This is a genomic window from Kitasatospora sp. NPDC051853 (genome assembly GCF_044452665.1).
GTDB lineage: Bacteria > Actinomycetota > Actinomycetes > Streptomycetales > Streptomycetaceae > Kitasatospora.
Genome location: NZ_JBITBY010000005.1, coordinates 373719 through 400691 on the forward strand (window position 1 = coordinate 373719; position 26973 = coordinate 400691).

Below are 26973 nucleotides of genomic sequence, written 5' to 3' on the forward strand. Positions count from 1 at the left end.
GGCCGCCGGCCGCACACAGGCCGGAGGGCCGGCCTCCAGGTGACAGGTCGTCAACAATCCTCCTCAGGAGCGTCCACAGGCCCCACGAGCGGCGAGACTTCCCCGGTGAGCACAGTGATCCCACCCCAGCCGCCCCGGTTCGAGCAGCCGCCGCTGCCGCTCCCCCTGCCACGGGTCCCGGAGGAGCCGCCGGAGCCGTCCGGGCACATGGTGGTCTGCGGGAACGACGCGCTCGCGCACCGCCTGGCCCTCGAACTCGCCACGCTCTACCGGCAGCAGGTCGTGGTGGTCCTCACCTCCAGGCTGCACGGGCACGGCCCGCAGATCACCGCGCTCGCCGCGGACCCGGACCTGCGGGTCACCGCCGTCGAGGCCGCCGAGACCGACCTCGCGGCGCTGGCCGCCGCGGGCGTACGGAGCGCCGCCGCCCTCGCCCTCACCTCCGAGGACGACCAGGCCAACCTGCAGGCCGCGCTCCGGGCCCGCCGCCTCAACCCCGATCTGCGGCTGGTGGTGCGGGTCTTCAACCGGCGGCTGGGCACCCGGGTCGAGCAGCTCCTGGACCGGGCCGCGCTCGCCCGCGATCCCGGTCTGGCCCCGGGCTCGCTCAAGGCCTCCACCACCGTGCTGTCCGCCTCCTCCACCGCCGCCCCGGCCCTGGTCGCCGCCGTCCTGGGCGGGCACACCCACGCCCTGCCCGTCGACGGCCGGCTGCTGCGGGTCGCCGAACTCGACCCCGGCGCCCGCCCGGAGGGCACCGAACTCGCGGTCCTCGCCGCTCCCCTCCTCCCCGGCGCCCGCTCCCCCCAGGTGGTGCTTCCCGGCCCCGCGGACTTCCCGGCCACCGGACCGCGCACCGTCCTGGAGCTCCTCGGCCCCAGTGCCCCGCCCCGCCCCCGCCGCCTGCCCGGCCTCCACCGCCTCCGGCTGGCCGAGCTGTTCACCCCCCGGCTGCGCTGGGCCCTGACCGGGCTGGCCGTGCTGCTGCTCGTGCTCACCGGCCTCAACTGGCAGCTCACCGGCCAACCCCCGCTGCACGCGGCCTGGTTGGTCACCCTCGACGTGCTCGGCATCGCCGACCCGGCCGAGCAGGCCGGCCACGGCGGCAAGGCGCTGCAACTGGTCTCCGCGGTCAGCGGCATGCTGCTGATGCCGTTCCTGATCGCACTCAGCCTGGACGCCCTCGGCACCTTCCGCTCCGCCACCGCCCTGCGCCGCCCGCCGGCCGGCCTGACCGGCCACGTCGTGCTGGTCGGTCTCGGCCGGATCGGCAGCCGGGTCCTGGACCGGCTCTGGGAGTTGGGCATCCCCGTGGTCTGCGTCGACCGCGACCCCACCGCCCGGGGCGTGGCCCGGGCCCGCGCCTACGACGTCCCGGTGGTGATCGGCGACGCCACCCAGGACGGCGTCCTGGACGCCGCCCGGATCGGCCACAGCCGGGCCCTGCTCGCCCTCACCAGCGAGGACGGCACCAACCTGGAGGCGGCGCTGGCCGCCCGCGAGAGCGACCCCCGGCTCCGGGTCGTCCTGCGGCTGTTCGACGACGACTTCGCCAACGACGTCTACCGTGCGCTGCGCGACTCCTACCCCCAGGCCGACACCCGCAGCCGCAGCGTCTCCTTCCTCGCCGCGCCCGCCTTCTCCTCCGCCATGATGGGCCGCCAGGTCCTCGGCGCCATCGCCATCGGCCGGGAGGTCCTGCTGGTCGCCGCCCTCGACGTCACCGACAACCCCCACCTGGCCGACCGCACCATCGGCGAGGCCCAACTCCCGGGCTCCTGGCGCATCCTGGCCATCGACCTGGCCGACCCCGCCGAACGCCGGCCCGACCTCACCAACTCCTACACCACGGAACCCGAACTCCTCTGGAACCCCGCCCCCACCCACCTGCTCTCCCCCGGCGACCGGGTCGTGGTGGCCGCCACCCGCGAGGGCCTCGGCCTCCTCACCACGGACCGCCGCACCACGGCCTGACCCCACCATCGCATCGGTCCGCTCAGGGCCCCAGCCGGCTCAGCGCCTCCATCGCCTCGCGCTCGATCCGGGCCAACTCGCCCAGGAGCAGCGCGGCCCGGTCAAGCTCCGGCCGGCCATCCGGAGCGCCGGCCCGGTCGACCAGCGCCGCCACCTCCGTCCACAGCCCGGCCGCCTCCGCGTACAGGGCGTGGCCGGTGCGGAGGTGGTCGCTGTCGACCAGGCCGGTGCACTCGGCGAGGAAGTCGCGGTAGAGGTTGCGGAACAGCGCGCCCCCGGTGCCCGCCCGCTCCATCAGCAGGGCGGCCTGCGGCAGGTCGCGCTCCGGGTCCTCCGCGCGCTCGCGCCAACCCCGCACCAGCCCGGCCGACTTGGCGATGCCGCGGTGGCCGAGGTTGGCGATCGGCGGGTGGAGGAAGGCCTCGGCGCAGGCGGTGACGGCGGGCACGATCCACCGGTACGGGTCCTGCACCGTCGGCGGGGCGGTGAGGGTGAAGGAGCGGTGCCTGGCCGCCATCGGGCCGCGGGCCGCCCTCGCCTCGGCGAGGCTGGTCAGGCTGGTGGAGACCGCGCCGCCCTGCTGCTCGGTGTCCACCAGGAGCGCGCGGCCGTCCCGGTAGCCGTACAGGGCGACCACGTGACCGGCGAAGTGCGCCTTCGAGGTGAAGTACTCCAGGTGGTGGCTGTCGAGTTGGAGCCCCACCGGGCGCCCGCCCTCGACGGCCGCCCGCACGTTCTCCCACGCCTTCCCGGCCGAGGCGGTCTCCCGGACCACGAGGTCGAGACCGAGCCGGTCCGCCAGGTTGCGGGTGAGCTCGAAGGGCTTGACCCGTCCCCCCAGGAAGGGGAAGTCCATCGCCTTGCCGTCCCAGTAGACGAAGGACAGCCCGGCCCCGAGGCCGAACAGCATCGGCTCTGACAGGTCGATCCCCTCGTGCCTCAGCAGCACCCCCAGCGCCGTCGTCTCGCAGTGCTGCCCGCCCCGGGCCTCCACCTCCACCACCGTGCTCATGCCTTTTCCTCCCTCTGCTCGCTCTGCTCCTCGTGCCCACGGACCGGGACGACCAGACGGGTCATCAGTTCCTCCTGCGACGCCTCGTGCGGTCCGACGAGGTACGCCTCGCGGGCCGGGGCCACCGGGTGCAGTCCGCGCTCGTGGACGGCGGCGAACAACGCGTGGTAGGCGAGCGGGAGTTGGGCGTACGGCCCGGTGTGGACGGTCTCGGCGACGAACCCGGCGGGGCGCACCTCGACATCGAGCCCGCTCCCTCCGACGTCCGCCGCCGTGCGCGCGCCGACCGCGATCCGCATCGGCTCCACCAGGTCCACCGGGTACAGCCCCCACAGCGGCGGCTCCCACGGCACCCCCGCTCCGGCGAGCGCGGGCAGCAGCCTCCCGACGCACTCCCCGAACGCCTCCCCGATCCGCTCGGGGGCGCAGTCGGCCCGGACCACCGCCAGCCGCAGCTCCGGCTCCTGGACGAACGTCACCTGGTACCCGGGCAGGCCGCCCTCCGCCAGGCGTTCCAGCATGCCCAGCCGCGCCCGGTCCCGGCTGATCCGCTCGGCCAGCCGGTCCCGCTCGGCGCGCAGGATCTCCGCCCGCTGCCCCGGCCCGGCCGCCAGCGCCCGCGCGATCACGGCCAGCGGCAGGTCCATCCCGCGCAGCAGCGCGATGGTCAGCGCGTCGCGGGCCTGCGCCGGGTCGTAGTAGCGGTAGCCGGTGGCCGGGTCCACCCGGGCGGGTGCCAGCAGGCCGGTGTCGTCGTAGTGCCGCAGCTGTTTGACGCTCAGGCGGCACAGGCGGGCGAAGCGCCCGATGGTGAGCTGTTCCTCGTGCACGCCCCCATCGTGGACCCTCCCCCCATGGGAGGGTCCACCCGCCGAGGTCGAGCTGGTACCCGTCCCCGTCGTCGTACACCCGGTCCGGGGTCGGCAGGGTGACGCCGTCCAGGCGGCGGGCGACCGCCGGGCCCAGGCCGCGGAACATCTCCAGGTAGCCCGGCCCCCGGGTGCGCAGCTCCTCGGCCTGGGCCCGGTTCACCAAGTAGGTGGCCCGGCCGGCGAACACCTCGGTGCCGAAGGCGTGTTCGGGGTGGAAGTGGGTGGTGGTCAGGTACAGGCGGCGGCCCCGGGCGACCTCCTCCGCCAGGGCGAGCACCCGTTCGGCGTTGTCCGGGCCGAGGCCGGTGTCGACCACCAGGACGGCCCGGGTGCCGCCGACGATGCCGATGTTGGGGACGAGCGGCACGCCGCCGTCCGGGACGACCAGCAGGTCCGGGGCGATCTCGCGGGTGCCGGCCACCCGGACGGCCGGGTCGGGGAGCGGTTCGTGGTTCATGTCCCGATTCCACCGCCGGGGCGGCGCGGCCGTCCAAGACCCGTTCCGGAACGGGCGATGCGCCACGGGTATCACCGCTTCCGGGGGCCGGCGGTGCGCCACCTCCGCGGCCACCCCCGTCCCGGCCCCGACCCCCGCGGGTATCGTCGCGGCATGGAGCTGCGGACCCTGCGGTACTTCGTCGCGGTCGCCGAGGAGCGCCACTTCGGCCGGGCCGCCGCGCGCCTGCACATCAGCCAGCCCGCGCTGAGCCGGGCGATCCGGCAGCTGGAGGCGGAGCTCGGCGCGGTGCTGCTGGACCGTTCCCCACGGGGCGTCGGCCCGACCCCGGCGGGCGTGGTGCTGCTCGCGGAGGCGCGCGGGCTCCTCGGCCGCGCGGAGCCGGCCCGGGCCCGGGTGGCGGCGGCCGCCGGCCCCGCCGTGGTCACGGTCGGACTGCTCGGCGACGGCACCGACCCGGGCGCCGTACGGCTGGCCGGGGCCTTCCGGGAGCTCCATCCGGAGGTCGAGATCCGGATCCGCGAGGCCGATCTGACCGACCCCACCTGCGGCCTGCGCACCGGGCAGGTCGACCTCGCGCTGACCCGGGGCCCGTTCGACGAGACCGGTCTGACGGTGCGTCGGCTGCGGGCCGACCCGGTCGGGGCGGTGCTCCGCGGCGACGACCCGCTCGCCCACCGGGGCCACCTCACCCTCGCCGACCTCGCCGGACGCCGCTGGTTCCGCTTCCCCGAGGGCACCGACCCGCGGTGGGCGGCGTACTGGAGCGGCGGCGCACCGCGGCGGGGCCCGGTGGTGCGGGCCGTGCAGGAGTGCCGGCAGGCCGTGCTCTGGAACGGCACGGTGGGCCTGGCCCCGCTGGGGCACGAGCTGCCGCCGGGCCTGGCGGCCGTGCCGCTGCCCGAGGTGGAGCCGAGCCCGGTGGTGCTGGCGTGGAACGAGGACGACCCGAACCCGCTGATCCGCTCCCTGCTGCGGATCGCGACGGCCGCCTACCGGTCGCCGTGAGGCCGGAGGCGCGGCGGCGGGCCGTACCGTGCCGTGCGGCCGGGCCGTCCCCACTGACGGCCCTTCACCCCGCACGGCCCCACCGGCCGACCGCCGCGCCTGCTCCCCTCACCCGGCCGTGGCCGGTGTCCCGGCGGAGGGGGCTCCGCCGATCTGGAGGGGGAGCGTCCCCCACGGACCGCTCCGTCTCCCTCCGTGTCGAACCTAGGCCCCGGGCCGCCGCCCGCCCGGCTGCCCTGACGCGCTCCTTGCGCCCGTACGCCCGTTCTTGACGCCCCGTTGACGCGGGCGCCGCCGAACCGGCCGGTCAGAGGGCGGTGGGCTCCAGGGTCCCGGCGAAGGTGCGGGCCGCGAGGCCGAAGGAGAGGGTCATGCCGACGCCCGAGGTGACCGAGAGGGCCCGCACGCCGGGGGCGAGGTCGCGGACCAGGAGCGGGCCCCGGCCGCTGCTGGCGTAGACGCCCTGCCAGCGTTCGAGGACCTCCAGGTGTTCGACGCCCAGGACGTCGGCGATGGCGTCGAGGAGCAGCCGGGAGACCCGCTCGTCCAGGAACGGCGGCGTGGTGGCGTCGTAGTGGTGCGAGTCACCGGCCAGGATGGTGCCGTCCGGCAGGCCGGTGAACATGACGTTGGCACCGATCTCCACCAACTCCGGGCTGTGGGCCAGGACTTCCTCGCGCAGCCGGGCGGCCGAGGGCTGCCCGGTGAAGGCGTCGTAGCGCAGCATCGAGGTGGCGGTCAGCACGGCGGAGTCGGTGCGGAAGGTGGCGGGGGCCTTCACCCGGGCCATGTTCAGCCGGCAGCGTTCGATCTCGTGGCGCTCGGCGACCTCGGGGAAGAGGTGGTCGAGGTCGTGGCCGACGCAGACCAGGATCTGACGGCCGTGCACCGGCCCGCGGCTGGTGTGCACGGTGCCGGGCTCGACGCCGGTGACGGCGGTGCCCCACAGGACGCGGGCGCCGGGCTGCTCGGATGTCCAGCGGGCCAGCGCCGGCGCGGCCTCGCGCGGGTTGACCCGCAGGTCGTCGGGGAGGAAGGCCCCGCCGACCAGGTCGCCGGTGGTCGCGCGGCCCAGCGCCGCGGCGGTCTCGGCGGCGCTGCGCAGCCGCACCGCGTCGCCGCCGCGGTCGGCGTGCAGCTCCTCCAGGACGGCCGCCTCGGCCTCGGAGCGGGCGACCACCAGGGCGCCGGCCTCGCGCGCCCAGAAGCCCGCGGCCGCGGCGGCACGCAGCCAACCACCCCGGGAGAGGCGGGCGATGTCGAGCAGCTCGCCCTGCTGGGCACCGATGCAGCAGTGTCCGAAGTTGCGGACGGACGCGCCCACCGGGCGGCGGTCGCGTTCGACGACGGTGACGGACAGTCCGTTGGCGAGGGCCTCGAAGGCGTGCGCGAGGCCGACGATGCCGGCTCCGACGACGACCAGGTCAGAAGGTGCGGTGCTCATGCCGGCCAGCCTTCCCTCCGACCCGAACCTCTGTCAATGGCTGTATAGACAACTTTCCTTCTGCTCATCGGGGCGACACCAGATGTTCACCTGGGAAATCGAGCCTCGGGCCGCCTCTTGGGATTCCGGCGACGTAGTGTCATAGTCGAGTTGTGAAGACAAGTTCGGACGGGCCGCTGCACCAGCGGCTCAGCGTGGAGTTCCTGCACCGGATCAACAGCGGCGCCTGGCCCGAGGGCGAGCCGGTGCCCAGCGAGTCCCAGCTGTGCGCCGAGTTCGGCGTCTCCCGGGGCCCGGTCCGCCAGGCCCTGGCCGCACTGCGCCGCGAGGGCAATCTCGTCGGCGGCCGGGGCCGCCCGCCGGTCGCCCGCCGCACCGCGCCCTCGCAGCCGTTCGCGACCTTCCTCTCCTTCACCGAGTGGGCCGAGTCGATCGGCCGGGAGCCCGGACAGCGGACGATCGAGGTCTCCCGCCGCCGTGCCTCCCAGCCGGCCGCCGCCCGACTCGGCCTGACCGAGGCGGACTTCGTGGTCGAGCTGGTCCGGCTGCGGCTGCTCGACGGCGTCCCCGCGATGCTGGAGCGCTCCAGCTTCGTCGGCGAGGTCGGGCAGCACCTGTTCGACTTCGATCCCGACTCCGGCTCGGTCAACGCCGAACTGCTCCGCCGCGGCGTGGACCTGTACCGCGCCCGGCACACCATCGACGCCATCGCCGCCGGCACCGCCGACGCCGAACTGCTGGAGGTCCGGCCCCGCGAACCCCTGCTGCGGGTCCGCCGGATCACCTCCTCCAGCGACGGGGAGCCGCTCGAGTACGGCGACGACCGCTACCTCCCGGCCATGGCCACCTTCACCATCGAGAACACCATCGAAGGCCGCACCACCGCCGGCCGCTACCCCACCACGCCCCACCACCGCACCGAAGAGGACTGACACGTGATCGAGCTCGCCGTACTGGACATGGCCGGCACCACCATCGACGAGGCCGGCGCGGTCTACCGGGCGCTGCGCGCCGCCGTGGAGCGCAACGGCGTCGCCGTCGCTGACGAGGACCTGCAGACCTGGATGGGCACCGACAAGCGCGAGGCCATCGACGCCCTGGTCCGCCTCGGCGGCGGCACCCCGACCCCCGAACTGGTCGAGGAGAGCTACCGGGCCTTCGCCGAGCACCTCCGGGAGGCCTACCTCGCCACCCCGCCGCAGCCCCTCCCCGGCGTCGAGCAGGCCCTCGCCGAGCTGCGCTCCCGCGGCATCAAGGTCGCCCTCACCACCGGATTCAGCGACGACGTCGCCGTCCCGCTGCTCGCCGCCATCGGCTGGTCCACCGGCGAGGGCGGCAACCTCGACGCCGTGGTCACCTCCAACGAGGTCGGCCGCGGCCGCCCCGCCCCGTACATGATCCACCGCGCCATGGAGAAGACCGGCGTCCTCGACGTCCGCGCCGTCCTCGCCGCCGGCGACACCGCCGTCGACCTCCAGGCCGGCACCAACTCCGGCGCCGGCGTGGTGGTCGGCGTGCTCACCGGCAAGGTCGACGAGACCTACCTCGCCTCCCACCCCCACACCCACATCCTCCCCAGCGCCGCCGGCATCCCCGCCCTCGCCGAGACCCGGCCCGCCTGAGCCCGCCCGAGCCCGCCGGGTTCCCGGCCGTGCGGCGTGACGCAAGTCATGATCACGAGAAGGGCGTTCCGACCCCGTCGGCCTGACCGGCCATGACAATCGTCGGGCCGGTATTCGACGAGGGGTCAGGAAGCTGCGTCATGGCGGGGATTGTCGACACGGACGTGGTCGAGGCACTGCGGAGCGCGGACGCGCCGGAGCAGGACCGGATCCTGGTGGAGCGGTCGGCCGAGGTGGCCGAGCTGATGGCGAACGGATTCGCCGAGGCCCAGCCGGAGTTGGCGGCCAAGTCGGGGTTCGCACGCTGGCAGCTGTGGGCGGCGGCGGTGGCCGGCCTCGGCGGGCTGTCCGCGGTGGTGGTCGCGCCGACGGCCACCTTACTGGTGCTCACGGCGCTGTCCACGGCGTACAGCCTGCTGCACGCCGTGATCGCGGTGGCCGGGATGCGACACGTCGGCTCCACCCCCGACCGTCCACTGGCGGACGAGGAGCTCCCGTCCTACACCGTCCTGGTCCCCGCCTACCGGGAGGCGGCGGTGATCGGTGAACTCGTGCGGCAGATGGGCGCGTTGGACTACCCGCCGGACCGCCTGGAGGTACTGGTCCTACTGGAGCGGCACGACCCGGACACCCTGCGGGCGGTCCTGGCCGCCGACCCGCCGCCGTTCGTCCGCACCGTCCACCTGCCGTCCGGTCCGCCGCAGACGAAGCCGCGGTCGGTGAACCTCGGCCTGATGCTGGCCCGCGGCGAGCTACTGGTGATCTTCGACGCCGAGGACCGGCCGGAGCCGGACCAACTGCGGCGCGTGGCGGCCCGGTTCGCCGCGCGGGACGAGCGACTGGCCTGCGTACAGGCGCAGTTGCTGTTCCGGAACGCGGAGGTCAACTGGCTGACCGGGCAGTCCGCACTGGAGTACGCGCTGCGCTTCACGTTCGTCCTGCCCGGCATGGTGCGGCTCGGGATGCCGATCCCGCTCGGCGGCACCAGCAACCACTTCCGCACCACCGCCCTCCGTCAACTCGGCGGCTGGGACGCCTGGAACGTCACCGAGGACGCCGACCTCGGCATGCGGTGCGCGGCACTCGGCAAGCGGGTCGAGACGATCGACGCCGTCACCCGGGAGGAGGCCATCGGCCGGCTCGGCCCGTGGATGCGCCAGCGGACCCGGTGGTTCAAGGGCTTCCTGCTGACGGCGGTGGTGCACACCCGGCACCCGCACCGGACCGCACACCGGTTCCGGGTCTCCGGACTGCTCTCCCTACTCGGCGTCGTCGCGAGCGCCCCGCTCACCTCGGCACTCCAACCGGTCGCCTCCGCCCTCACCCTCCTCGCCCTGGCGAACGACCCCGGGTCGGTGGTCCCGGTCCTGGCCGCCCAGGCGCTCTCGGTCGCCTCCTGGATCGGCATCACCTACGCCTCCGCCAGGCGGGCCGGCCTGGCGGGCCCCTGGCAGGCGGTGTTCGTCCCGGTCTACTCGGTGCTCTGGTCGGTCGCCGCCTGGCGGGCCCTCCACCAACTCGCGGTGTCACCGTTCAGCTGGGAGAAGACCCCGCACGGCACCGACGCCTAGCCGCGCCCGGGCCAGGTGGGGCTCCCGTCGACCCAGACGACGCCCTTGTTGCGGCAGAGGCAGAACGGGTGGCCGATGGGGTCGGTGTAGACGCGGAAGCCGTATCCGTCGGAGCCGACGCAGTCCCGCTGCAGGGTCGCGCCGAGGGCCAGGACGCGGCGCTGTTCACCCTCCATGTCGTCCACCTCGAAGTCGAGGTGGAACTGCTTGGGGTGCTCGCTGTCGGGCCACTGCGGGGCGCGGTAGTCCTCGACCTGGATGAAGGCCAGCTCGATCTCGCCGAACCGGATACCGGCCCAGTGCTCGTTGCTGTCCTCCTTGACCGGGAGCCCCACCACCTCGGAGTAGAAGGCCGCCAGCGCCATCGTGTCCGGGCAGTCGATGATGAAGTCCGTGAGTCGAAGCATTCCGTGATCTTGCCACAGACCCGCCGGGCCGCCCGAGGGGAACGACCACCCCCTCCGGGCGGCCTTCGCGTTTCGCCGCCCCGCAGTGCCGGATGGTGCAACCGGCAGCACGCCTGACTCTGGATCTGGTCGATCCGCAGCCTCACCGCCCGCCTGCGGCGAGTCCTCCGACGACCCGCACCTCGGCACGAGCTCAGCCGCATCGAGTTGGTCCGAGTCGGGTAACTCGTGGCCCTCCGGGCCGGAGTGCCGCCTCCGCGTCGCGGTCGCAGACTGGGCGGAGCACCGTGCACCGTTCACGTGCACGGACCCCAGTCGCATCGCAAGCGGAGAGCGGGTGGCCAAGTGACCAGCGACGTCTTCCTGGACAAGGACAAGGATGGCTGGGTGACGATCGAAGCAGCCGTCGTCAATGCGCAGGCATCAGACCTGATTCTCGAACAGAAGGCCTACCGGACGCAGGAGGGTGGGCCGTTTCGTCGCGCACTCGTACACGGCGAGAACGATGGGCTCACCATCAATTTCTCCAGGGACTACCCCGGCGGCGTGACCATCCACGATGCACGCATCAATCTCCGGGTCGAAACCCAACTCGGCGCCGGTGACCCCTCGCTGCCCAGGGAAGGCCGGAGCGGCGACCTGCTGGCCGTCAGTCTCATGTCGATTCGGCCCGGCCACGCGCACCGAGACGAAGGAACGACGCTGTGGCTGTGCGTCGGCAGGAGATCGACGCCGGACGGGCACGTGGCCATCTGGTCGAAGATCCCACTCGGTGAACCCGTCGAGGGTTCCGCCTAGGCTCACCGGCAAGAGCAAGGAAAGATCATGCAGTTACGACAGATCGCTTCCAGGATCGGACATCCGGAGGTCCCACTGAGCCTGCGCACCCTGTGCGAGGCGAACGGCGTCGCGTCCCTCAGGGCGCTCGGCGAGCAGGCCGGCTTCGAATCCGTGTACGGCAGGTGCGGCGTCCCGGACGCCATGGATTCGGACACCAAGATCCAAACCTTCGGGTCGCCGTGGGGCCGCTGGCCCGAACGCGCACTCTCCTTCTCGATCGACCCGACCTTCGCGAGAATGATCGGCCCCATGGGCCAGACACTCCCTCCCGCGACAGTCATCTCCACGATCTCCTCCGCGTTCAGCACCTGGCAGTCCGCAGTCGGCGGCCTCTTCACGTTCACGCCGACGCCGACGGGTGGTGACATCCACGCAGCCTTCGAAACGCTGCTCGCCAATCCCCACTTCGGCACCGTCGGCGGCACGCTGGCCTCGGCGGAGTTCCCGCCGCGCGGGAAGCTTCACTTCGATCTCGTCGAAACCTGGACGGAAAGCTCCCTGTTCAATGTCGCCCTCCACGAGATCGGGCATGTCCTGGGTCTGGCGCACTCGGACGACCCCTCCTCGTTGATGTTCCCCATCGACCGCAACACTTCGCTCGTGGACGCGGAGAGCATCGACGCGGTCCGCAGCCTGTACGGCTGGTCGCCCCAGGTCTCGATCGGCGACCGGGCCACCTCCGACCGCCCCGCGCTGACCGCCACCAGATCGGTGGGACTGGACTGGGTGACGAATACCCTGCACATGGCGTGGAAAGGCAGCCGCGACGACTCCACCCTCTACGCATCGCACCTGGAGGCCGGTGGGTGGACGCCGCAGGCGGGAATCCGGCAGGGCTTCAGGTCCTCGCACAGCCCGGCGCTCGCCGGGTTCCCGAAGGGGGACGGAACTTCCACCGGGCTGATCATGGCTTGGAAGGGAAGCGGGGACGACCAGGGCCTCCACACATCCATCGACGTGGGCACCGGCTGGTCCCAGCCCGACGACGTCAGGGGCGCAGGATCGAGCCATCGCCCCACTCTCGCCCTGTTCAGCGGGATTCCGTACCTGGCCTGGAAAGGGGTCCGCGGCGACAGTTCCATCTGGTTCTCCCACTTCCGGTCCGGTGTCTGGGCGCCGCAGCGCAACGTGAACGGCGTCGGCACCTCGGATTCGCCGGCGCTCGCCGAGTTCCAAGGGCGGCTCTTCATGTTCTGGAAGGGCATCGACGACGACCCGCGAATCTACTTCTCGTCGATCGGTGACGGGGAACAGGACTGGCGGGACCAGCGCAATCTCGTGTACACGGTGGCGCTGGCCAGCGGGAACAGAACTGTGCAGGTCGGCACCAGCGCAGGGCCGTCGGTCGCGGTCGACGGAGCGCGGCTCGCGGTCGCCTGGAAAGGCGCGGAGGACGACCAGGGCATCTACTTCTCCTTCTTCGACGGAACCGCGTTCACCGGCCAGATCAACATGGGTTCGGTAGGCACCTCCCGGGGCCCCGCCGTGGGCGAGGTGGACGGGACCCTGCACATGGTGTGGAAGGGAATCGAAGAAGACAACAGCATGTGGTGGTCCCGCCTTTGAGCGGGCCACCGCCCGAGCTCGGCCGTGCCGAGCGACGCTCGGAACCGGGCTTGAACTCCGGCGTGAACGAGCGGCGAGGACGCGGGCGAAGCTGGTGAACCTGCACAGCACCCTGGCGAAACTCGGTTGCCCCGACCGGCCGGCCTGCCGCAGAGTAGGCACATCAGCCCGGCACCACCGCCACGGAGAGGAACGCACGTCATGAGCAACGGCCAGTCGTATCAGCGTTCTTCGGGCTCACAGCAGAGCCAGGGGTATCCCTCCACGCGGTAGACCGGCACCGTCACGTGCCGGGCCGCCCGAGGGGAACGACCACCCCTTCCGGGCGGCCTTCGCGTTCACCGCCGCCCCGCAGTGCCGGATGGTGCAACTGGCAGCACGCCTGACTCTGGATCAGGAAGTTCGAGGTTCGAATCCTCGTCCGGCAGCGCAGCACAAGGCAGTTCACGGAGGAGCCAGCCGACAGGTGGCGCCGGCCGCGGTCTTGAAAACCGTTGGGGTGCGTGAGCACCCGTGTGGGTTCGACCCCCACCTCCTCCGCTCCCTTCACCGAACAAGGGCGAGCTGGGCACTGGAGAGCCCAAGGGCCTGTAAAGCCCCCGCATCGCTGTGCCGGTTCGACTCCGGCCTCGCCCACCACCGCCCGGACCGCGACGAGCGCGGACACCCCAGCCGGCACCTCACAGCAGCCCGGCGGCCTGCCGGAGCTCCAACCGGTAGTGGGGGCCGTCCAGTTGCTCCGCCAGCACCGCCACCACACGCGCGTGCTCCGCGAAGACCGCCCTGCACTGCGCACGTTCGGGATGATCCTCGTCGCTGCCGAACCACTGCACCATGCCCTCGTTCCCGGCGTCGACCGGCTTCGAGAACCCTGCGGCCGCGACCACGAGCCGTAGCAAGTCCTCCCTCGCGGGAACGTGCGGGTCGCCTGCCAGGCGCAGCAGGAAGGGCAGCACCGCCGGCATGGCGGCGTTCATCTCCCTGACGCTGTTGAGAACGGAGTTGGTGAGCACCCGCCTGGCCTCGGGTGCGGCGCCCGGATCGAGAAGGGCGTGCAGCAGCACCGGAATCGCGGCCGGGCACTCGGGGTACTCCGACCACCGAACGTCCTCACAGCCGCGGAGGGCCGGGTGCCCACGGCCGGCATCGGCCGCCCGTGGGTGCTCCTCGACGAAGCGGGCGATCGCCGCTTCCTTGGCGGCCAGACCCATGCTGCACACCTTCTGCTCCCCCGCCCTGTCGCGATCCGCCCCGGACACACTCCTGCGGCGCGGGATCCCCGCGCAAGCCACCGTGGGCCGTGCCAGGCCCCGTGAGGCCCCGTGAGGACCCGTCAGGCCGCGACCGCCTCGACCACCGAGAGGACGGTGGAGGTGGGGATGATGCGGGAGAGCCGGAGGCCGGCGCCGGTGAGGAGGGTGGCGAAGTCGGCGGCGGTGCGTTCGCGGCCGACGAGGGAGGCCATCATCATCAGGTCGAGCGTCTTGGACTGGTGCGGGGCGTTGCCCTCGGGGACGACGGCGTCCAGGACCAGGACGCGGCCGCCGGGGTGCAGGGCGCGGCGGCAGTGTTCGAGGAGGGTCACGCACTGGTCGTCGTCCCAGTCGTGGGTGATCCGCTTGAGCAGGTGGACGTCACCGGGCGGGACGGCCGCGAAGAAGTCGCCCTCGGCGAGGGTCCAGCGGCCTTCGATCCCGTCGGCGTCGGTGAGCCGGTGGCCGGCCAGGACGTGTGGCTGGTCGTAGAGGACGCCCTGCAGGCGCGGGTGGCGGCGGAGGGCCTCGATCAGCAGTCCGCCGTGGCCGCCGCCGATGTCCACGACCGTACCGACGTCGGGGAGGTCGCAGGCGGCGGCGATCGGGGCGTTCTCCGCGTCCGACATGGCCGCCATCCCCACGTGGAAGACGGCGGCGGTGCGCTCGTCCTTGGCGAAGTGGTCGAAGAACGGCATGCCGAAGATGCCCTCGAAGGCCGTGCCGCCCTCGGTCAGACAGCGCGAGAGCTCCCCCGCGGGCCGCCACATGGTGTGGTCGGTGAGCATCCGGACGGCGGCCCGTGCGGAGTACGGCACGTCACTGCGCAACGCCTGCCCCGCCTCCGTCAGCCCGAACCGCCCGTCCTGACCCTCCGTCACCACGCCCCGGGTGGCGAGCAGTCGCAGCACCCGGTGGAGGTTGCCGGCGTCCGTCCCGGTCGCCGCGGCGAGCTCGGCGGGGGTGCGCGGGCCGCCCGCGAGGTGGTCGGCCACACCGACGTCGGCGGCGGCGCGCAGGGCGGCGGGGAACAGGAATCCGAGGGCCTCGTCGACGAGGAAGGCGGACGACCGGCGGAGGGCTTCGTCCTGGCGCTCGGACTGGTGCTCGGGCTGGTGCTCGGGCTGGTGCGCGGGCTGGTTCATGCGCTCTCCTCGTTCACGACGGTGCGTGTGCGTCCGTCTCCGCGAGGAGAGGTGCCCAGGGACGGCCGGTTCGAAGCGCGCGGGGCGCCGTCCACCGAGGCGCCCGACGGAGGCGACCCGTACACCACGGCCGTGTGGCCCACATCACACACGGCTCCTGTCAGCAATCGGGCCGCTGCCCCGCTCAAGTACCCGAGAGCCAAGCGAACCGACAGGAGCAGACCGTGAAGCACCGCATCGTCGTTCTGGGCGCCGGGTATGCCGGGGCCTACGTGGCCGGGACCCTGGCCCGCCGCCTGCCCCCGGCGGACGCCGAGATCACCGTGGTCAACGCCGAGCCGGCCTTCGTCCAGCGGCTGCGGCTGCACCAGCTCGCTGCCGGCCAGGAGATCGAGGCCCCGCAGCTCGCCGACGTCTTCGCGGGCACCGGGGTGCGGCTGCGCCTGGCCCGGGTCACCGCGGTCGACCCCGGGCGCCGGGCCGTCGCGGTGGCCGACGCCGACGGCGGCAGCGGCGAGTTCGGCTACGACACGCTCGTCTACGCGCTCGGCAGCCACGCCGCCGACCGGGGCGTCCCGGGCGTGGCCGAGCACGCCTTCCACGTCACCAGCCGCCCGGCGGCGCTGCGCCTGCGCGAGCACCTGGACCGCCTGGAGGAGCGCGGCGATGGAAGGACCGTCCTGGTCGTCGGCGACGGGCTGACCGGCATCGAGACCGCCACCGAGATCGCCGAATCCCGGCCCGGCCTGTCGGTGACGCTGCTCGCCCGCGGCGAGCTGGGCGCCCCGCTCTCCACCGGAGCCCGCGGCCACCTGCGCCGGGCCTGCGACCGGCTCGGCATCACCGTCCTGGAGCACACCGGCGTCGAGGCGGTCGAGGCGACGCGGGTGCTGTGCGCCGACGGCTCCGCCCTGGCCGCCGACGCGACCGTGTGGACGGCCGGGTTCGCGGTCGGCCCCCTCGCCACGGCCGGCGGGCTGGAGGTCGACGAGGACGGCCGGATCGTCGTCGACCGCACCATGCGTTCGCTCTCGCACCCGGACGTCTACGCGGTCGGCGACAGCGCCCGCGCCATCGGCGACAACGGCCTGCCGCTGCCGATGTCCTGCGCCACGGCCGGCTATACCGGCATGCAGGCCACGGCCGCGATCGTGGGGCACCTGACCGGTCGTGAGATCGCGCGCACCAAGCTGGAGTACCTGGGCAACCACATCAGCCTCGGGCGGCGGGACGGGATCCTGCAGATGGTCGACCAGCAGGCGCGGGCGAAGCCGAAGTACCTGGGCGGCCGCAAGGCCGCCCGGATCAAGGCGGGCATCGTCGGGCTGTCGCTGTGGACCACCTCGCACCCGACCTTCGGCCTGCCCCGGCGCAGGCACCGCCTGGCCGCCCCGCCGCAGGAGGCGCCCCGGACGGAGACCCTCCACCCGCGGGGGACGGTCGGGTAGCCACCTCACTAGGGTGACCCTCGTGGACAGCACCGCCACCGACGGCTTCGACACCAACCGGTTCGAGGCCAGCCGCAACCGGCTGGCCTCGCTGGCGTACCGCCTGCTGGGCTCCGCCGCCGACGCCCAGGACGCCGTGCAGGACGCGTTCCTGCACTGGCAGGCCGCCGACCGGCAGCGGATCGAGGTGCCGGAGGCCTGGCTGGCCAAGGTCGTCACCAACCTGTGCCTCGACCGGCTGCGCTCGGCCCGGGTCCGCCGCGAGCGCACCGTCGGGGCCTGGCTGCCCGAACCGCTCCTGGACGGCGACCCGATGCTCGGCCCGGCGGACACGTTCGAGCAGCGCGAATCGGTCTCCCTGGCCGTACTCACCCTCATGGAACGCCTCTCCCCCCTGGAGCGGGCGGTCTACGTCCTGCGCGAGGCGTTCTCCTACGGCCACGCCGAGATCGCCGGGATCCTCGACATCACCGAGTCCGCGAGCCAGCAGCACCTCCACCGGGGCCGGCGCCACATCACCACCGCACGCCGCGGCGGCGGCGAGGCCGACCCGGCGTCCGCCCGCAGGGTCGTCGAGGAGTTCTTCGCGGCCGCCTCCTCCGGCCGCACCGAACGCCTGGTGGCGCTGCTCACCGACGACGCGACCGCGGTCTCCGACTCCAACGCCGCCGGCCTGGCCAAGACGCTGCTGCGGTACGACACCCCGCAGCGCGTCGCCGCCCTCGCACGGGCCGGTTTCCGTCCCACCCCCGCGAAGCGACGGCTCGCCGGCGGCACGCCCGCCGTCCACTACGCACCCGTCAACGGGGCGCCCGCCCTCCTCTTCGTGGTCGACGGCCGGGTCATCGGTGCCGTGACCTTCGACGTCGCGGACGGCCGGATCACGACGGTGCGCGGCATCGGCGCCCCCGCCCGCCTCACCCGCCTCAACGAGAAGTGGCAGCAGCACAGACCGGACACCCCGCTCATCGCCCGGTGGTGACCCGGCCCCGCTGCCGTCGGACCTCCGCCCGGACGGAACGGGCCGGATCTTACGGTGTGCTGACGGCCGGTCATGGCTGCCCCGGGACCGCCGGGGGCGGGCGTAGCGTCCGGGTATGGACGTTCTGTTGACCGGCGGTGCCGGGTTCGTGGGTTCTGCGGTGGCCGCCGGGCTGGTGGCGGAAGGGCACCGGGTGCGGGTGCTGGACGCGTTGCTGCCCGCCGCGCACGGCGGGTCGGGCCGGTGGCCCGAGCTGCCGGCCGGGGTCGAGCGGGTGCGCGGGGACGTCCGGGACCGGGACGTGGTGGAGCGTGCGCTGGACGGGGTGTCCGCGGTGTGCCACCAGGCGGCGATGGTCGGGCTGGGCGTCGACCTGGACGACGCCCCGGAGTACGTGGGCTGCAACGACCTGGGTACCGCGGTGCTGCTGTCCGCGATGGCCCGGCGCGGGGTCCGCGACCTCGTGCTGGCCGGGTCGATGGTGGTGTACGGCGAGGGCCGGTACGAGTGCGCCGAGCACGGTGCGGTCGCACCGGGGCCGCGCGCCTCGGCCGATCTGGAGGCCGGCCGGTTCGAGCCGCCCTGCCCGGAGTGCGGCGAGGAGCTGCGGCCCGGTCTGGTCACGGAGGAGGCACCGGCCGATCCGCGGAACGTCTACGCGGTCACCAAGCTCGCCCAGGAGCACCTCGCCTCGGCCTGGGCGAGGGCCTGCGGCGGAAGGGTCCTGACGCTCCGTTACCACAACGTCTACGGGCCGGGCATGCCGCGGGACACCCCGTACGCCGGGGTCGCCTCGCTGTTCCGCTCGGCGTTGGCGCGGGGTGAGGCGCCGCAGGTCTTCGAGGACGGCGGGCAGCGGCGGGACTTCGTGCACGTGGCGGACGTGGCGGGGGCCAACGCCGCGGCGTTGGCCGCGGTGGCGGGACGGCCGGGAGGCACGGCCCGGGCGTACAACGTCGGCAGCGGGGAGCCGCACACCGTCGGGGAGATGGCGCGGGCCCTCGCCGCTGCCGTCGGCGGTCCGGAGCCGGAGGTGACCGGCCGCTACCGGCTCGGCGACGTGCGGCACGTGACCGCCGACTCGTCGCGGCTGCGCGGCGAGCTGGGATGGCTGCCGACGGTGGGCTTCGCCGAGGGGATGGCGGAGTTCGCCACCGCGCCGCAGCGGGACGCCGTCGGCGCCCCGGCCAGCTGAACCGTCCGGTCGCCCGGACCGCCCGGGCCCCGGGGCGGGATCAGGCCGGCTGGTCGGCAGTGGGCAGCCGGTCAGGCCGGCTGGCCGGCGGTGGGCAGCCGGATCTCGAACCGGCAGCCGCCCTCGACGTTCGACACCGTGGCGGTGCCGGCGTGGGCCTCGGCGATGCCCCGGACGATCGCCAGGCCCAGCCCGGCGCCACCGCCGGCCCGTTCGCCGCCGTCGGCCCCCTCGATCAGGTGCGGGGTGCGTGCGCTGCCGCCGCGCCAGCCGGTTTCGAAGACCCGGGGCAGGTCGGCCTCGGGGATGCCGCCGCAGCCGTCGGTGACGGCCAGCACGACCTCCTCGTCGTGCCGGTGCGCGGTCACCGCGACCACGCCGTCGGCCGGGGTCGAGCGGATCGCGTTGACCAGGAGGTTGCCGAGCGCCCGGGAGACCTCCCGCCCGTCGACCTCGACCGGCACCGGGTCGACCTGCCCGCCGAGCAGGCGGACGCCGCGCTGGCGGGCCAGCGGGTCGGCGCAGGCGAGCGCGTCGCCGACCAGGTCGTAGCAGGAGATCCGGGCGGGCGTGAGGTGGAGGGCGCCGGCCTGGAGCCGGGAGAGCTCGAAGAGGTCGTCGACCATGCCGGTGAGCCGGTCCACCTCGGTGCCGATCCGGGCGTGGTAGCGGGCCGGGTCCTCGGCGATCCCGTCCTCCAGCGCCTCGGCCATGGCACGCAGCCCGGCGAGCGGGGTCCGCAGGTCGTGGGAGATCCAGGCGATCAGCTCCCGGCGGGACGCCTCCAGGGTCTGCTCGCGCTTGCGCGATTCGGCGAGCCGGGCGCTGGTCGCGGCCAACTCGGAGCTGAGCTGGGCCAGTTCGGAACTGAGCGGCTGGTCGGGGGCGGCGAATCCGCCGTCGCTGCCCACGGTGCGCGCGGCCAGGGTCAGGGCCCGGCTGCCGGTGACGGCCTGCCGGCCGAGCACGGCGGCGGTCGCCAGGGAGACCACGGCTCCTATGGCCAGCACCGTCATCACCACGCCGAGGTCGTGCTCGGAGAGGAACATCGCCTGGGCGACGGCCGTCGTCCCGGAGGCCATGGCCAGTACGGTGACCACCGCGACGGCGAACAGCGACAGCGCCATCGAACGCCGTCGCAGCGCCCGGACGGCGGGCCAGCCGAGCAGCCCGGCCACGCCGGCGCCGAGCGCCGCGTAGGCGGCGATGAGCAGGAGGTCGTTCATGACGTCGGGTCAGCTCCCTGCGGGTCGAAGCGGTAGCCCACGCTCCACACGGTGGTGATGAGCGCGGGGGCCGCGGGGTCGTCCTCGACCTTCTCGCGCAGCCGCCGGATGTGGACGGTGACGGTGGAGCGGTCGCCGAACTCCCAGCCCCAGACCCGCCGCATCAGCTCCTCCCGGGAGAAGGCGGTGCCCGGGTGGCGCAGCAGGAACTCCAGCAGGTCGAACTCGCGCAGGGTGAGCGGGAGTTCGCGGCCCGCGCGGAAGCAGCGGCGCCCGTTCGGGTCGAGCACGAGGTCGCCCACCTCCAGCGGGGCGGGCGGCGCGGGGCGGGCGGGGCCGCGCCGCAGCACCGACTGGACCCGCAGCGTCAGTTCCCGGGGGCTGAACGGCTTGGTCACGTAGTCGTCCGCGCCCAGCTCCAGGCCCAGCACCCGGTCGGCCTCGTCGCCCTTGGCGGTGAGCATCACGACCGGCAGCCCGGCCCCGCCCGGTTGCCCGCGCAGCGTGCGGCACACCTCCAGGCCGTCGATGCCCGGCAGCATCAGGTCCAGCACGACCAGGTCGGGCCGGTGGGCGGCGGCGGCCGCGAGGGCGGACGGGCCGTCGGCGGCCCGGTCGACCAGGAAGCCCGCGCGCAGCAGGTAGCCGGTGACGACCTCGGCGACGGTCGGGTCGTCGTCGACCACGAGGATGCGGGCGGCAGGAGCGGGAACGGTCACCGGACGAGCCTAGGCCCCGGCCTCCGCTCCAGGTGACGGGCACGCTCCCCGTAGCACTTCCGTAAGCACGCCGTTCCGTCCCGCGCCCGGTGGCCGGCCCTAGCGTGGGAAGGGTGAACCCTTCCTCCCTCCCCGCCCCCGTCGACGTGGTGCTGCCCTGTCTGGACGAGGCCGCGGCGCTGCCCTGGGTCCTCGGCCGGATGCCCGAGGGGTGGCGCCCGGTCGTGGTGGACAACGGTTCCACCGACGGTTCGGCCGACATCGCCGCCGGCCTCGGCGCCACCGTGGTGCACGCCGAGCGGCGCGGCTTCGGGGCCGCCTGCCACGCCGGGCTGCTGGCCGCGACCGCGGAGCTGGTGTGCTTCCTGGACTGTGACGGTTCGCTGGACCCGCGCCAGCTCCCCCGGGTGGTGGAGCCCGTGCTGGCGGGCGCCGCCGACCTGGTGCTCGGCCGCCGCCGGCCCACCGGGCGGGGTGCCTGGCCGCTGCACGCCCGCCTGGCCAACGCCGAACTGGCCCGCCGGCTGCGCGCCCGCACCGGTGCGCCGCTGCACGACCTCGGTCCGATGCGCGCCGCCCGGCGGGATCGGCTGCTGGCCCTGGGGCTGGCGGACCGCCGCTCGGGCTACCCGCTGGAGATGGTGCTCGCCGCCTCGGCGGCCGGGATGCGGATCGCCGAGACCGAGGTGGACTACCGCCCCCGGGCGGGGCGTTCGAAGGTCACCGGGACGCTGCGCGGCACCCGGCAGGCCGTCCACGACATGCGGGCGGTCCTCGCCGCGCCGCCGCCGACCCTGCTGGTGATCGCCAAGTCCCCGGTGCCGGGCCGGGTGAAGACCCGCCTCACCCCCCGGTTCACGCACCGTCAGGCGGCCGAGCTCGCCGAGGCCGCGCTCGCCGACACCTTGGCCACCCTCTCCACCGTGCCGGCCGGGCGGCGGCTGCTGGTGCTGGACGGCGCACCGGGTGACTGGCTGCCGACCGGCTGGACCGTCGTGCCGCAGGCAGGGGGCGGGCTGGACCACCGGCTCGCGGCGGCCTTCGGGCACGCCCCGCCCGGTGCGCCGGCCCTGCTGGTCGGCATGGACACCCCCCAGGTGGACGCCGCGACGCTGGCCGGCCCGTTGGCTCCCGGCGCCCGCGCGGGGGTGGACGCCTGGTACGGCCCGGCCACCGACGGCGGCTTCTGGGCCCTCGGGCTGGCCCGGCCCACCGAGCGGCTCGCCCGGGACCTGCTGCTCGGCGTCCCGATGTCCACCGACCGCACCGGCGAGGCCCTGCTGGCCCGGCTGGACCGGGCCGGGCTCCGTGTCCACCACCTGCCGCGGCTCACCGACGTGGACACGGCCCGGGCCGCCGCCGAGGTCGCCGCCGCGGCACCGGCCGGACGGTTCGCCGCCTGCCTCGACCGGATCACCACCGTCCCGAGGGCGCACCGGTGAACGCCTCCGCGCCGGCCCGGCCCTGGATCGACGACCCGTTCACGCCGGCGATCCGCACCGGCCGTGGGCCGCTCTGGTTGCGCGGGTCGGACGGCTCGCGCCACCGCCTGGAGGTGGAGCGCTGGTGCGCGCCGCCCGACCGGGCCGACCACAGCGTGCTGGAGCGCTGCCTGCGCTGGGGCGGCCCCGTGCTGGACGTCGGCTGCGGGCCCGGCCGTCTGGTGGCCGAACTGCTCGCCCTGGGCGTCCCCGCACTCGGCGTCGACCTCACCGAGGCGGCCGTCACCCGGGCCCGGGGCCTGGGAGCCGCCGCGCTCCACCGCTCGGTCTTCGAACGGCTCCCCGGCGAGGGCCGCTGGCGCGCGGTCCTGCTGGCCGACGGCAACCTGGGCATCGGCGGCGATCCGGCCGCCCTGCTCCGTCGGGTGGCCCAACTCCTGGCCCCCGGCGGTCGGTTGATAGCCGAGACCGAGCCGGTGGAGCTGGACGAGCGCCTGGAGGTCCGGGTCGAGGACGGCGCCGGGCAGACCGGCCCGCCGTTCCGCTGGGCCCGCCTGGGCGCGGACGCCGCCGCCCGGTACGCCCGCCCGGCCGGCCTGGTCGAGTCGGAGCGCTGGACCAGCCACGGCCGCCGCTTCACCGCCCTGCGGCGGGCCTGAGGCCGCGGCGGCGGGCCAGGGCCGCCACCACGACCACCAACAGCGCGGCTCCGTAGGCGAGTTGCTGGCCCTGACCACCCGTCAGGTAGAGCACCTGGGCGGCGGCCGGCACGGCCAGCCACTCCCACCGGCCGTCCAGCGCGACCAGCGCCACCAGCAGCAGCCCGTACCAGGGGTAGGCCGGCGTCGCCACCAGCAGCGCCGTCCCGGTCACCAGCAGCGCCCCGCTCCACGGCCGGGCCGGGTCGCCCCGGAACAGCACCCACCCGGCGGCGGCCAGGATCACCACCACCCCGGCCAGGGAGGCCAGTTGGTCCGGCAGTACCAGCCGGAGCAGCCCGAACCGGTCCATCCGCCCCTCGTGGTAGCCCTCCTCCCGCAGGTAGCCGGGCAGGTAGCCGAGCACCGCCGGGCCGGAGGCCCACAGGTACGGCAGGTAGGAGAGCGCGAACGCGGCCAGCGCGGCCAGCGGCAGCAGCGCGTCCCGCGCCCGCGGCCGTCGGCCGAACACCCCGGAGAGCGCCCCCGGCAGGGCCAGCGCGGGCACCAGCTTGGTGGCCACCGACAGGCCCAGCAGCGCACCCCCGGCCACCGGCCGGCCACCGGCGGCCACCGCCAGACCGGCCACCATCAGCAGCACCCCGAGGGTGTCGACGTGCGCGTCGTTGACCGCCCAGACGGCCACGCCGGGGCACCAGCCCCAGAGCGCGGCCCGCCACGGCGGGCCGGCCCCCGGCCGCCGCAGCACCAGCAGCAGGGCCCCGGACACGGCCACCGCCAGCAGCGCACCGCCCACCTGGGCGGCCCGCACCCCGAACCGGCCGCCCGTCGCGTACAGCGCCGCGAACCAGCCCTCGGCGACCGGCGGGTAAATGGTGTGCACGGAGGGGCGGTTGACCTTGCTGCACTCACCCGCCGCGGTCCGCCGTTCGTCCCAGCCCGCACAGGCACCGCCCGGTGGGAACAGCTCCGGCGCCCGCGCCCGCAGCCCGGCCAGCGCGGGGGAGTCCGGGGCGTGGTCGTACGGCGAGTGCCCGGCGGCCTGCACCCGGCCGTCCCACAGGTAGCGGTAGGCGTCGTCGCTGGTGCGCGGCGGGGCCAGCAGACCGGTCGCCGCGACGGCGACGCTGCCCGCCAGCACCAGCGCCGGCACCACCTCCGCCGGGGCCCGGCGCAGCAGGACGACCGCGAGCGCGAACAGCGCCCCGTCGACGGCGTACCAGCCGTACAGGCCGGCCGGGTCGCCGAGCGTCCCGCCGCCGGTCACCGTGGCGGCCAGGGCGGCGAGGAGGGCGGCCAGGGCGAGGACGGCCGGCCAGGCGGAGCGGTCGGATCTCGTGGTGTCGGACACCCCGTCAGAGTGCCACCGCCGCACGGGCGCGGGCCGGAGCCGCGAGCCGCCGTACGACTTCCGTAAGCACGTCGCACCACCCGTGGCGCCCGGATCGGCGCTCTCATGAAGGCATGAAGGACACCACCACCGGCGGCGCCTCCCGCCGGTTCGACCTCCCCCTGCCGCAGCCGCCGGACTTCCTGCGGATCGGCCCGCTGCGCGAGGGCACCTTCCGGTCCCCCCTGCACGAACCCCGCACCGCCGTGGTCATCGGCCGCTGGCTCGGGGCGGCGGTCGTGCTCTGCTTCCTGACCGGTCTGGTCAGCCACGCCCTGCAGGACCCGCCCGGCTGGCTGCGCGACCACCTGCCGAGCCGGCCGGTGAACGGCTACCGGGTCACCCAGGGGCTGCACGTGATCGCCGGGATCGCGGCCGTCCCGCTGCTGGGCGCCAAGCTGTGGACGGTGTACCCGAAGCTGTTCGAGTGGCCGCCGGCCCGCAGCCTCCGGCACCTGCTGGAGCGGCTCGCCATCGCCGTGCTGGTCGCCGCGACCCTGCTGGAGCTCTTCACCGGCCTGCTCAACACGCTCCAGTGGTACCCGTGGCCGTTCCCGTTCCGGCAGACCCACTTCTGGCTCGGCTGGATCATCACCGGCGCCCTGCTGCTGCACGTCGCCGCCAAGGCCGTCACCATCGCCGAGCAGTGGTGGCGCCCCCGCACCGCACTGCCGGGCCGCCGGGCCTTCCTCGGCACCGTCGGCGCCTCCGTCGCGGCCGTCACCGTGACCACGGCCGGGCAGACCGTCCCCTGGCTGAGCGGGGCCGACCTGCTGGCCCCGCGCCGTCCCGACCTCGGATCGCAGGGCCTGCCCGTCAACCGCACCGCCGCCCAGGCGGGCACCACCACCGTCCCCGCCGACTGGCGGCTGACCGTCGACGGCCCCGCCCCGCTGCGGCTCTCCCTCGCCGAGCTGCTGACCCTGCGTCAGCACACCGTCCGGCTGCCGATCGCCTGCGTCGAGGGCTGGAGCGCGTCCGCCGAGTGGACGGGGGTGCGGCTGCGCGACCTGCTCGACCTCGCCCGGGTGCCGTCCGGTGCCCGGCTGCGGATCGTCTCCCTGGAGGCCTACGGCCCCTACGCCGTCACCACCATGGAGCCCGCCCACGCCCGCGACCCGCTCACCCTGCTCGCACTGTCCGTCAACGGCCGGGTCCTGAACGCCGACCACGGCCACCCCGCCCGGATCATCGCCCCCAACCGCCCCGGCGTGCTCCAGACCAAGTGGGTCTCCCGGATCGAGGTGCTCGGATGAGGGCGCTGCGCCTCACCACCGGCGCGGCCGGGGCCGCCCTCCTCGGCTACGGCGTTTACGGACTGCTGAACGACCGTCACATCACCGACCCCCTGGACGTGCTGCTCTGGTCGGCCGGTGCCGTGGTGGTCCACGACGGGCTCTGGGTACCGCTGGTCCTGCTGGCCGGCGCCCTGCTGGTACGCCTTCCGGCCGTGCGCGCGGGGCTGACGGTGGCCGCGGCGGTCAGCGCGGTCGCGGTGCCCGCCGTCCTGCGGGCCGGGGAGGACGGCGGGAACCCGTCCGTCCTCCCCCTGCCCTACCTGCGCAACTGGCTGCTCCTGCTGGCCGCCGTCGCGGTGGTGACCGCGCTGGGGGCCGTGGTGGGAGCCGTGGTGGGGGCCGGCCTGGGCGCGGCCCGCCGGGCCCGGTTCAGGCGCCGGGAACGCCGTTGAGCCCGGTCGCCAGTCCGTCCAGGGCGTGCGCGCAGGCGCACGCGCGGGCCACCGGCAGCCCTTCGACCGCCTTGAACAGCACCGAGCGCAGCCGCTCGACGTTGCGCCCGAAGAACTCCAGCACCTCGGCGTGGGTGACCCCCTCACCCGCCTCCACGCCCGCGTCGAGGTCGGTGACCAGCGCGACGGAGCTGTAGCAGACCGCCAACTCCCGGGCCAGGACGGCCTCCGGATGGCCCGTCATGCCGACCACCGACCAGCCGTTGGCGGTGAACCAGCGGGACTCGGCCCGGGTCGAGAAGCGCGGCCCCTCCACCACCACCAGCGTCCCGCCGTCCACCGGCTCCCAGGCCTCGCCCCGGGCCGCCTCCAGCAGGGCCGCGCGGCCGGCCGCGCAGTACGGGTCCGCCATCGCCACGTGGACCACCTCGGGAACCGTGCCGTCCGGCAGCGGCAGCCCGTCGTAGAAGGTCTGCACCCGGCCCGAGGTCCGGTCGACGAACTGGTCCGGCACCACCAGCGTGCCCGGCCCGTACTCCGGCCGCAGGCCGCCGACCGCGCACGGCGCCAGCACCTGACGCACCCCCAGGGAGTGCAGCGCCCAGAGGTTGGCCCGGTAGTCGATCCGGTGCGGCGGCAGGGTGTGGCCCCGGCCGTGGCGGGGCAGGAAGGCCACCCGGCGCCCGGCCACCTCGCCGAGCAGGACCGAGTCGCTCGGCGGCCCGTACGGGGTGTCCACCACCACCTCGGTGACCTCGTCCAGCAGGGCGTACAACCCGGACCCGCCGATCACGCCGACTTCGGCGACTTCGGCGACTTCGGCGACTTCGGCCAGGGGCAGGGGAGTTGGGGGAACAGCGGACATCATCAGCAGCCTTCCGCGCCGGACGACCTCACCAGGGACCCGGCGACACGCACCGCACACCGGGCTGCCCAGCCTACGGACGCGGCGGGCCGGTGCCCCGGGCCCGGCTCCTTACGAAACGCGAACGGCCTCGGCCGGGAACGGCGTCGGCCGCGGTAGCAGAGGTGCTCGCGTTCGGCCCGGGTG

General features: G+C 74.6%; 24 protein-coding genes, 3 tRNA genes and 2 pseudogenes. 18 read left to right on the forward strand and 11 right to left on the reverse strand.

The genetic code is table 11. The features are described 5' to 3' along the window. Positions 1-105 precede the first annotated feature (105 nt). On the forward strand, positions 106-1974 hold the full coding sequence (locus ACIA8O_RS17085; RefSeq protein ID WP_396294634.1) for an NAD-binding protein: 1869 nt from the start codon (positions 106-108) through the stop codon (positions 1972-1974). A gap of 22 nt (positions 1975-1996) precedes the next feature. Here the strand turns inward: ACIA8O_RS17085 and ACIA8O_RS17090 are convergent, their stop codons facing one another. The 3 genes and pseudogenes from ACIA8O_RS17090 to ACIA8O_RS17100 all read right to left on the reverse strand — a co-directional run. Beyond that, positions 1997-2986, reverse strand: coding sequence for a BtrH N-terminal domain-containing protein (locus ACIA8O_RS17090; RefSeq protein ID WP_396294830.1), 990 nt, complete (start codon positions 2984-2986; stop codon positions 1997-1999). Continuing rightward, on the reverse strand, positions 2983-3816 hold the full coding sequence (locus ACIA8O_RS17095; RefSeq protein WP_396294635.1) for a MerR family transcriptional regulator: 834 nt from the start codon (positions 3814-3816) through the stop codon (positions 2983-2985). Before ACIA8O_RS17095 ends, ACIA8O_RS17090 begins: the two co-directional genes overlap by 4 nt. Before the next feature lie 70 nt (positions 3817-3886). Next, positions 3887-4315: pseudogene (locus ACIA8O_RS17100) on the reverse strand (MBL fold metallo-hydrolase); the annotation flags it as partial. A 153-nt stretch (positions 4316-4468) separates the two neighbouring features. Between ACIA8O_RS17100 and ACIA8O_RS17105 the strand changes: the two are divergent. Beyond that, positions 4469-5323 carry a LysR family transcriptional regulator gene (locus tag ACIA8O_RS17105; protein WP_396294637.1) on the forward strand — a complete coding sequence of 285 codons (855 nt, stop codon included), beginning with the start codon at positions 4469-4471 and terminating at the stop codon, positions 5321-5323. Between the two features lie 307 nt (positions 5324-5630). Here the strand turns inward: ACIA8O_RS17105 and ACIA8O_RS17110 are convergent, their stop codons facing one another. Next, positions 5631-6767, reverse strand: coding sequence for a TIGR03364 family FAD-dependent oxidoreductase (locus tag ACIA8O_RS17110; RefSeq protein WP_396294639.1), 1137 nt, complete (start codon positions 6765-6767; stop codon positions 5631-5633). A gap of 152 nt (positions 6768-6919) precedes the next feature. Between ACIA8O_RS17110 and ACIA8O_RS17115 the strand changes: the two genes are divergently transcribed. From ACIA8O_RS17115 to ACIA8O_RS17125, 3 genes are all read left to right on the forward strand, one after another. Further along, on the forward strand, positions 6920-7699 hold the full coding sequence (locus ACIA8O_RS17115) for a GntR family transcriptional regulator (RefSeq protein ID WP_396294640.1): 780 nt from the start codon (positions 6920-6922) through the stop codon (positions 7697-7699). Between the two features lie 3 nt (positions 7700-7702). Next, on the forward strand, positions 7703-8389 hold the full coding sequence (locus tag ACIA8O_RS17120) for a phosphonatase-like hydrolase (RefSeq protein ID WP_396294641.1): 687 nt from the start codon (positions 7703-7705) through the stop codon (positions 8387-8389). A gap of 140 nt (positions 8390-8529) precedes the next feature. Continuing rightward, positions 8530-9960 carry a glycosyltransferase gene (locus tag ACIA8O_RS17125; protein ID WP_396294642.1) on the forward strand — a complete coding sequence of 477 codons (1431 nt, stop codon included), beginning with the start codon at positions 8530-8532 and terminating at the stop codon, positions 9958-9960. On the opposite strand, the gene ACIA8O_RS17130 is transcribed toward ACIA8O_RS17125, so the two are convergent. Continuing rightward, positions 9957-10367, reverse strand: coding sequence for a VOC family protein (locus tag ACIA8O_RS17130; RefSeq protein WP_396294643.1), 411 nt, complete (start codon positions 10365-10367; stop codon positions 9957-9959). The two genes, ACIA8O_RS17125 and ACIA8O_RS17130, sit on opposite strands and share 4 nt — an antisense overlap. A gap of 345 nt (positions 10368-10712) precedes the next feature. Here ACIA8O_RS17130 and ACIA8O_RS17135 point away from each other — a divergent pair, with 345 nt between their 5' ends. The 5 genes from ACIA8O_RS17135 (at position 10713) to ACIA8O_RS17155 (ending at position 13412) form a co-directional block, all read left to right on the forward strand. Further along, complete coding sequence (locus ACIA8O_RS17135) at positions 10713-11165, forward strand: hypothetical protein (RefSeq protein WP_396294644.1); 453 nt, start codon at positions 10713-10715, stop codon at positions 11163-11165. A gap of 27 nt (positions 11166-11192) precedes the next feature. Continuing rightward, positions 11193-12773 carry a matrixin family metalloprotease gene (locus ACIA8O_RS17140; RefSeq protein ID WP_396294645.1) on the forward strand — a complete coding sequence of 527 codons (1581 nt, stop codon included), beginning with the start codon at positions 11193-11195 and terminating at the stop codon, positions 12771-12773. Between the two features lie 355 nt (positions 12774-13128). Beyond that, positions 13129-13201: transfer RNA gene (locus ACIA8O_RS17145), tRNA-Gln, on the forward strand. Between the two features lie 20 nt (positions 13202-13221). After that, a tRNA-Ser gene (locus ACIA8O_RS17150) sits at positions 13222-13313 on the forward strand. A 17-nt stretch (positions 13314-13330) separates the two neighbouring features. After that, a tRNA-Tyr gene (locus ACIA8O_RS17155) sits at positions 13331-13412 on the forward strand. A 41-nt stretch (positions 13413-13453) separates the two neighbouring features. Here ACIA8O_RS17155 and ACIA8O_RS17160 read toward each other — a convergent pair. Continuing rightward, entirely contained in the window at positions 13454-13984 is a 531-nt protein-coding gene (locus tag ACIA8O_RS17160) for a hypothetical protein (RefSeq protein ID WP_396294647.1), read from the reverse strand. 122 nt (positions 13985-14106) lie between these two features. Further along, positions 14107-15171: a methyltransferase gene (locus ACIA8O_RS17165; protein ID WP_396294648.1), complete on the reverse strand. Its 1065-nt coding sequence runs from the start codon at positions 15169-15171 to the stop codon at positions 14107-14109. Between the two features lie 224 nt (positions 15172-15395). On the opposite strand from ACIA8O_RS17165, the gene ACIA8O_RS17170 reads away from it, so the two are divergent. The 3 genes from ACIA8O_RS17170 (at position 15396) to ACIA8O_RS17180 (ending at position 18796) form a co-directional block, all read left to right on the forward strand. Then, on the forward strand, positions 15396-16619 hold the full coding sequence (locus tag ACIA8O_RS17170; protein ID WP_396294650.1) for an NAD(P)/FAD-dependent oxidoreductase: 1224 nt from the start codon (positions 15396-15398) through the stop codon (positions 16617-16619). Between the two features lie 22 nt (positions 16620-16641). After that, positions 16642-17601, forward strand: coding sequence for a sigma-70 family RNA polymerase sigma factor (locus ACIA8O_RS17175; RefSeq protein WP_396294651.1), 960 nt, complete (start codon positions 16642-16644; stop codon positions 17599-17601). A 115-nt stretch (positions 17602-17716) separates the two neighbouring features. Next, entirely contained in the window at positions 17717-18796 is a 1080-nt protein-coding gene (locus tag ACIA8O_RS17180) for an NAD-dependent epimerase/dehydratase family protein (protein ID WP_396294652.1), read from the forward strand. Positions 18797-18867: 71 nt separating this feature from the next. On the opposite strand, the gene ACIA8O_RS17185 is transcribed toward ACIA8O_RS17180, so the two are convergent. Together ACIA8O_RS17185 and ACIA8O_RS17190 are read right to left on the reverse strand one after the other, a co-directional pair. Then, positions 18868-20022, reverse strand: coding sequence for a sensor histidine kinase (locus ACIA8O_RS17185; RefSeq protein WP_396294653.1), 1155 nt, complete (start codon positions 20020-20022; stop codon positions 18868-18870). Then, positions 20019-20741 (reverse strand): response regulator transcription factor, encoded by a 723-nt coding sequence (locus tag ACIA8O_RS17190; protein ID WP_396294654.1) that lies wholly within the window; start codon positions 20739-20741, stop codon positions 20019-20021. The genes ACIA8O_RS17185 and ACIA8O_RS17190 overlap by 4 nt, the downstream gene beginning before the upstream one ends. 113 nt (positions 20742-20854) lie before the next feature. Here ACIA8O_RS17190 and ACIA8O_RS17195 point away from each other — a divergent pair. From ACIA8O_RS17195 to ACIA8O_RS17205, 3 genes and pseudogenes are all read left to right on the forward strand, one after another. After that, positions 20855-21559: pseudogene (locus tag ACIA8O_RS17195) on the forward strand (glycosyltransferase family 2 protein); the annotation flags it as partial. Between the two features lie 177 nt (positions 21560-21736). Next, a complete protein-coding gene (locus ACIA8O_RS17200) occupies positions 21737-22183 on the forward strand; it encodes a DUF2064 domain-containing protein (RefSeq protein WP_396294832.1) in 447 nt (148 codons plus the stop codon). Continuing rightward, complete coding sequence (locus ACIA8O_RS17205; RefSeq protein ID WP_396294655.1) at positions 22180-22842, forward strand: class I SAM-dependent DNA methyltransferase; 663 nt, start codon at positions 22180-22182, stop codon at positions 22840-22842. The genes ACIA8O_RS17200 and ACIA8O_RS17205 overlap by 4 nt, the downstream gene beginning before the upstream one ends. On the opposite strand, the gene ACIA8O_RS17210 is transcribed toward ACIA8O_RS17205, so the two are convergent. Next, positions 22820-24193, reverse strand: coding sequence for a hypothetical protein (locus ACIA8O_RS17210; protein WP_396294656.1), 1374 nt, complete (start codon positions 24191-24193; stop codon positions 22820-22822). The two genes, ACIA8O_RS17205 and ACIA8O_RS17210, sit on opposite strands and share 23 nt — an antisense overlap. 113 nt (positions 24194-24306) lie before the next feature. On the opposite strand from ACIA8O_RS17210, the gene ACIA8O_RS17215 reads away from it, so the two are divergent. Both ACIA8O_RS17215 and ACIA8O_RS17220 read left to right on the forward strand, forming a co-directional pair. Then, complete coding sequence (locus tag ACIA8O_RS17215) at positions 24307-25488, forward strand: molybdopterin-dependent oxidoreductase (protein WP_396294657.1); 1182 nt, start codon at positions 24307-24309, stop codon at positions 25486-25488. Next, entirely contained in the window at positions 25485-25922 is a 438-nt protein-coding gene (locus ACIA8O_RS17220) for a hypothetical protein (RefSeq protein WP_396294658.1), read from the forward strand. The genes ACIA8O_RS17215 and ACIA8O_RS17220 overlap by 4 nt, the downstream gene beginning before the upstream one ends. Here ACIA8O_RS17220 and ACIA8O_RS17225 read toward each other — a convergent pair. Continuing rightward, a complete protein-coding gene (locus tag ACIA8O_RS17225; protein ID WP_396294659.1) occupies positions 25900-26787 on the reverse strand; it encodes an S-methyl-5'-thioadenosine phosphorylase in 888 nt (295 codons plus the stop codon). The two genes, ACIA8O_RS17220 and ACIA8O_RS17225, sit on opposite strands and share 23 nt — an antisense overlap. Positions 26788-26973: the final 186 nt, after the last annotated feature.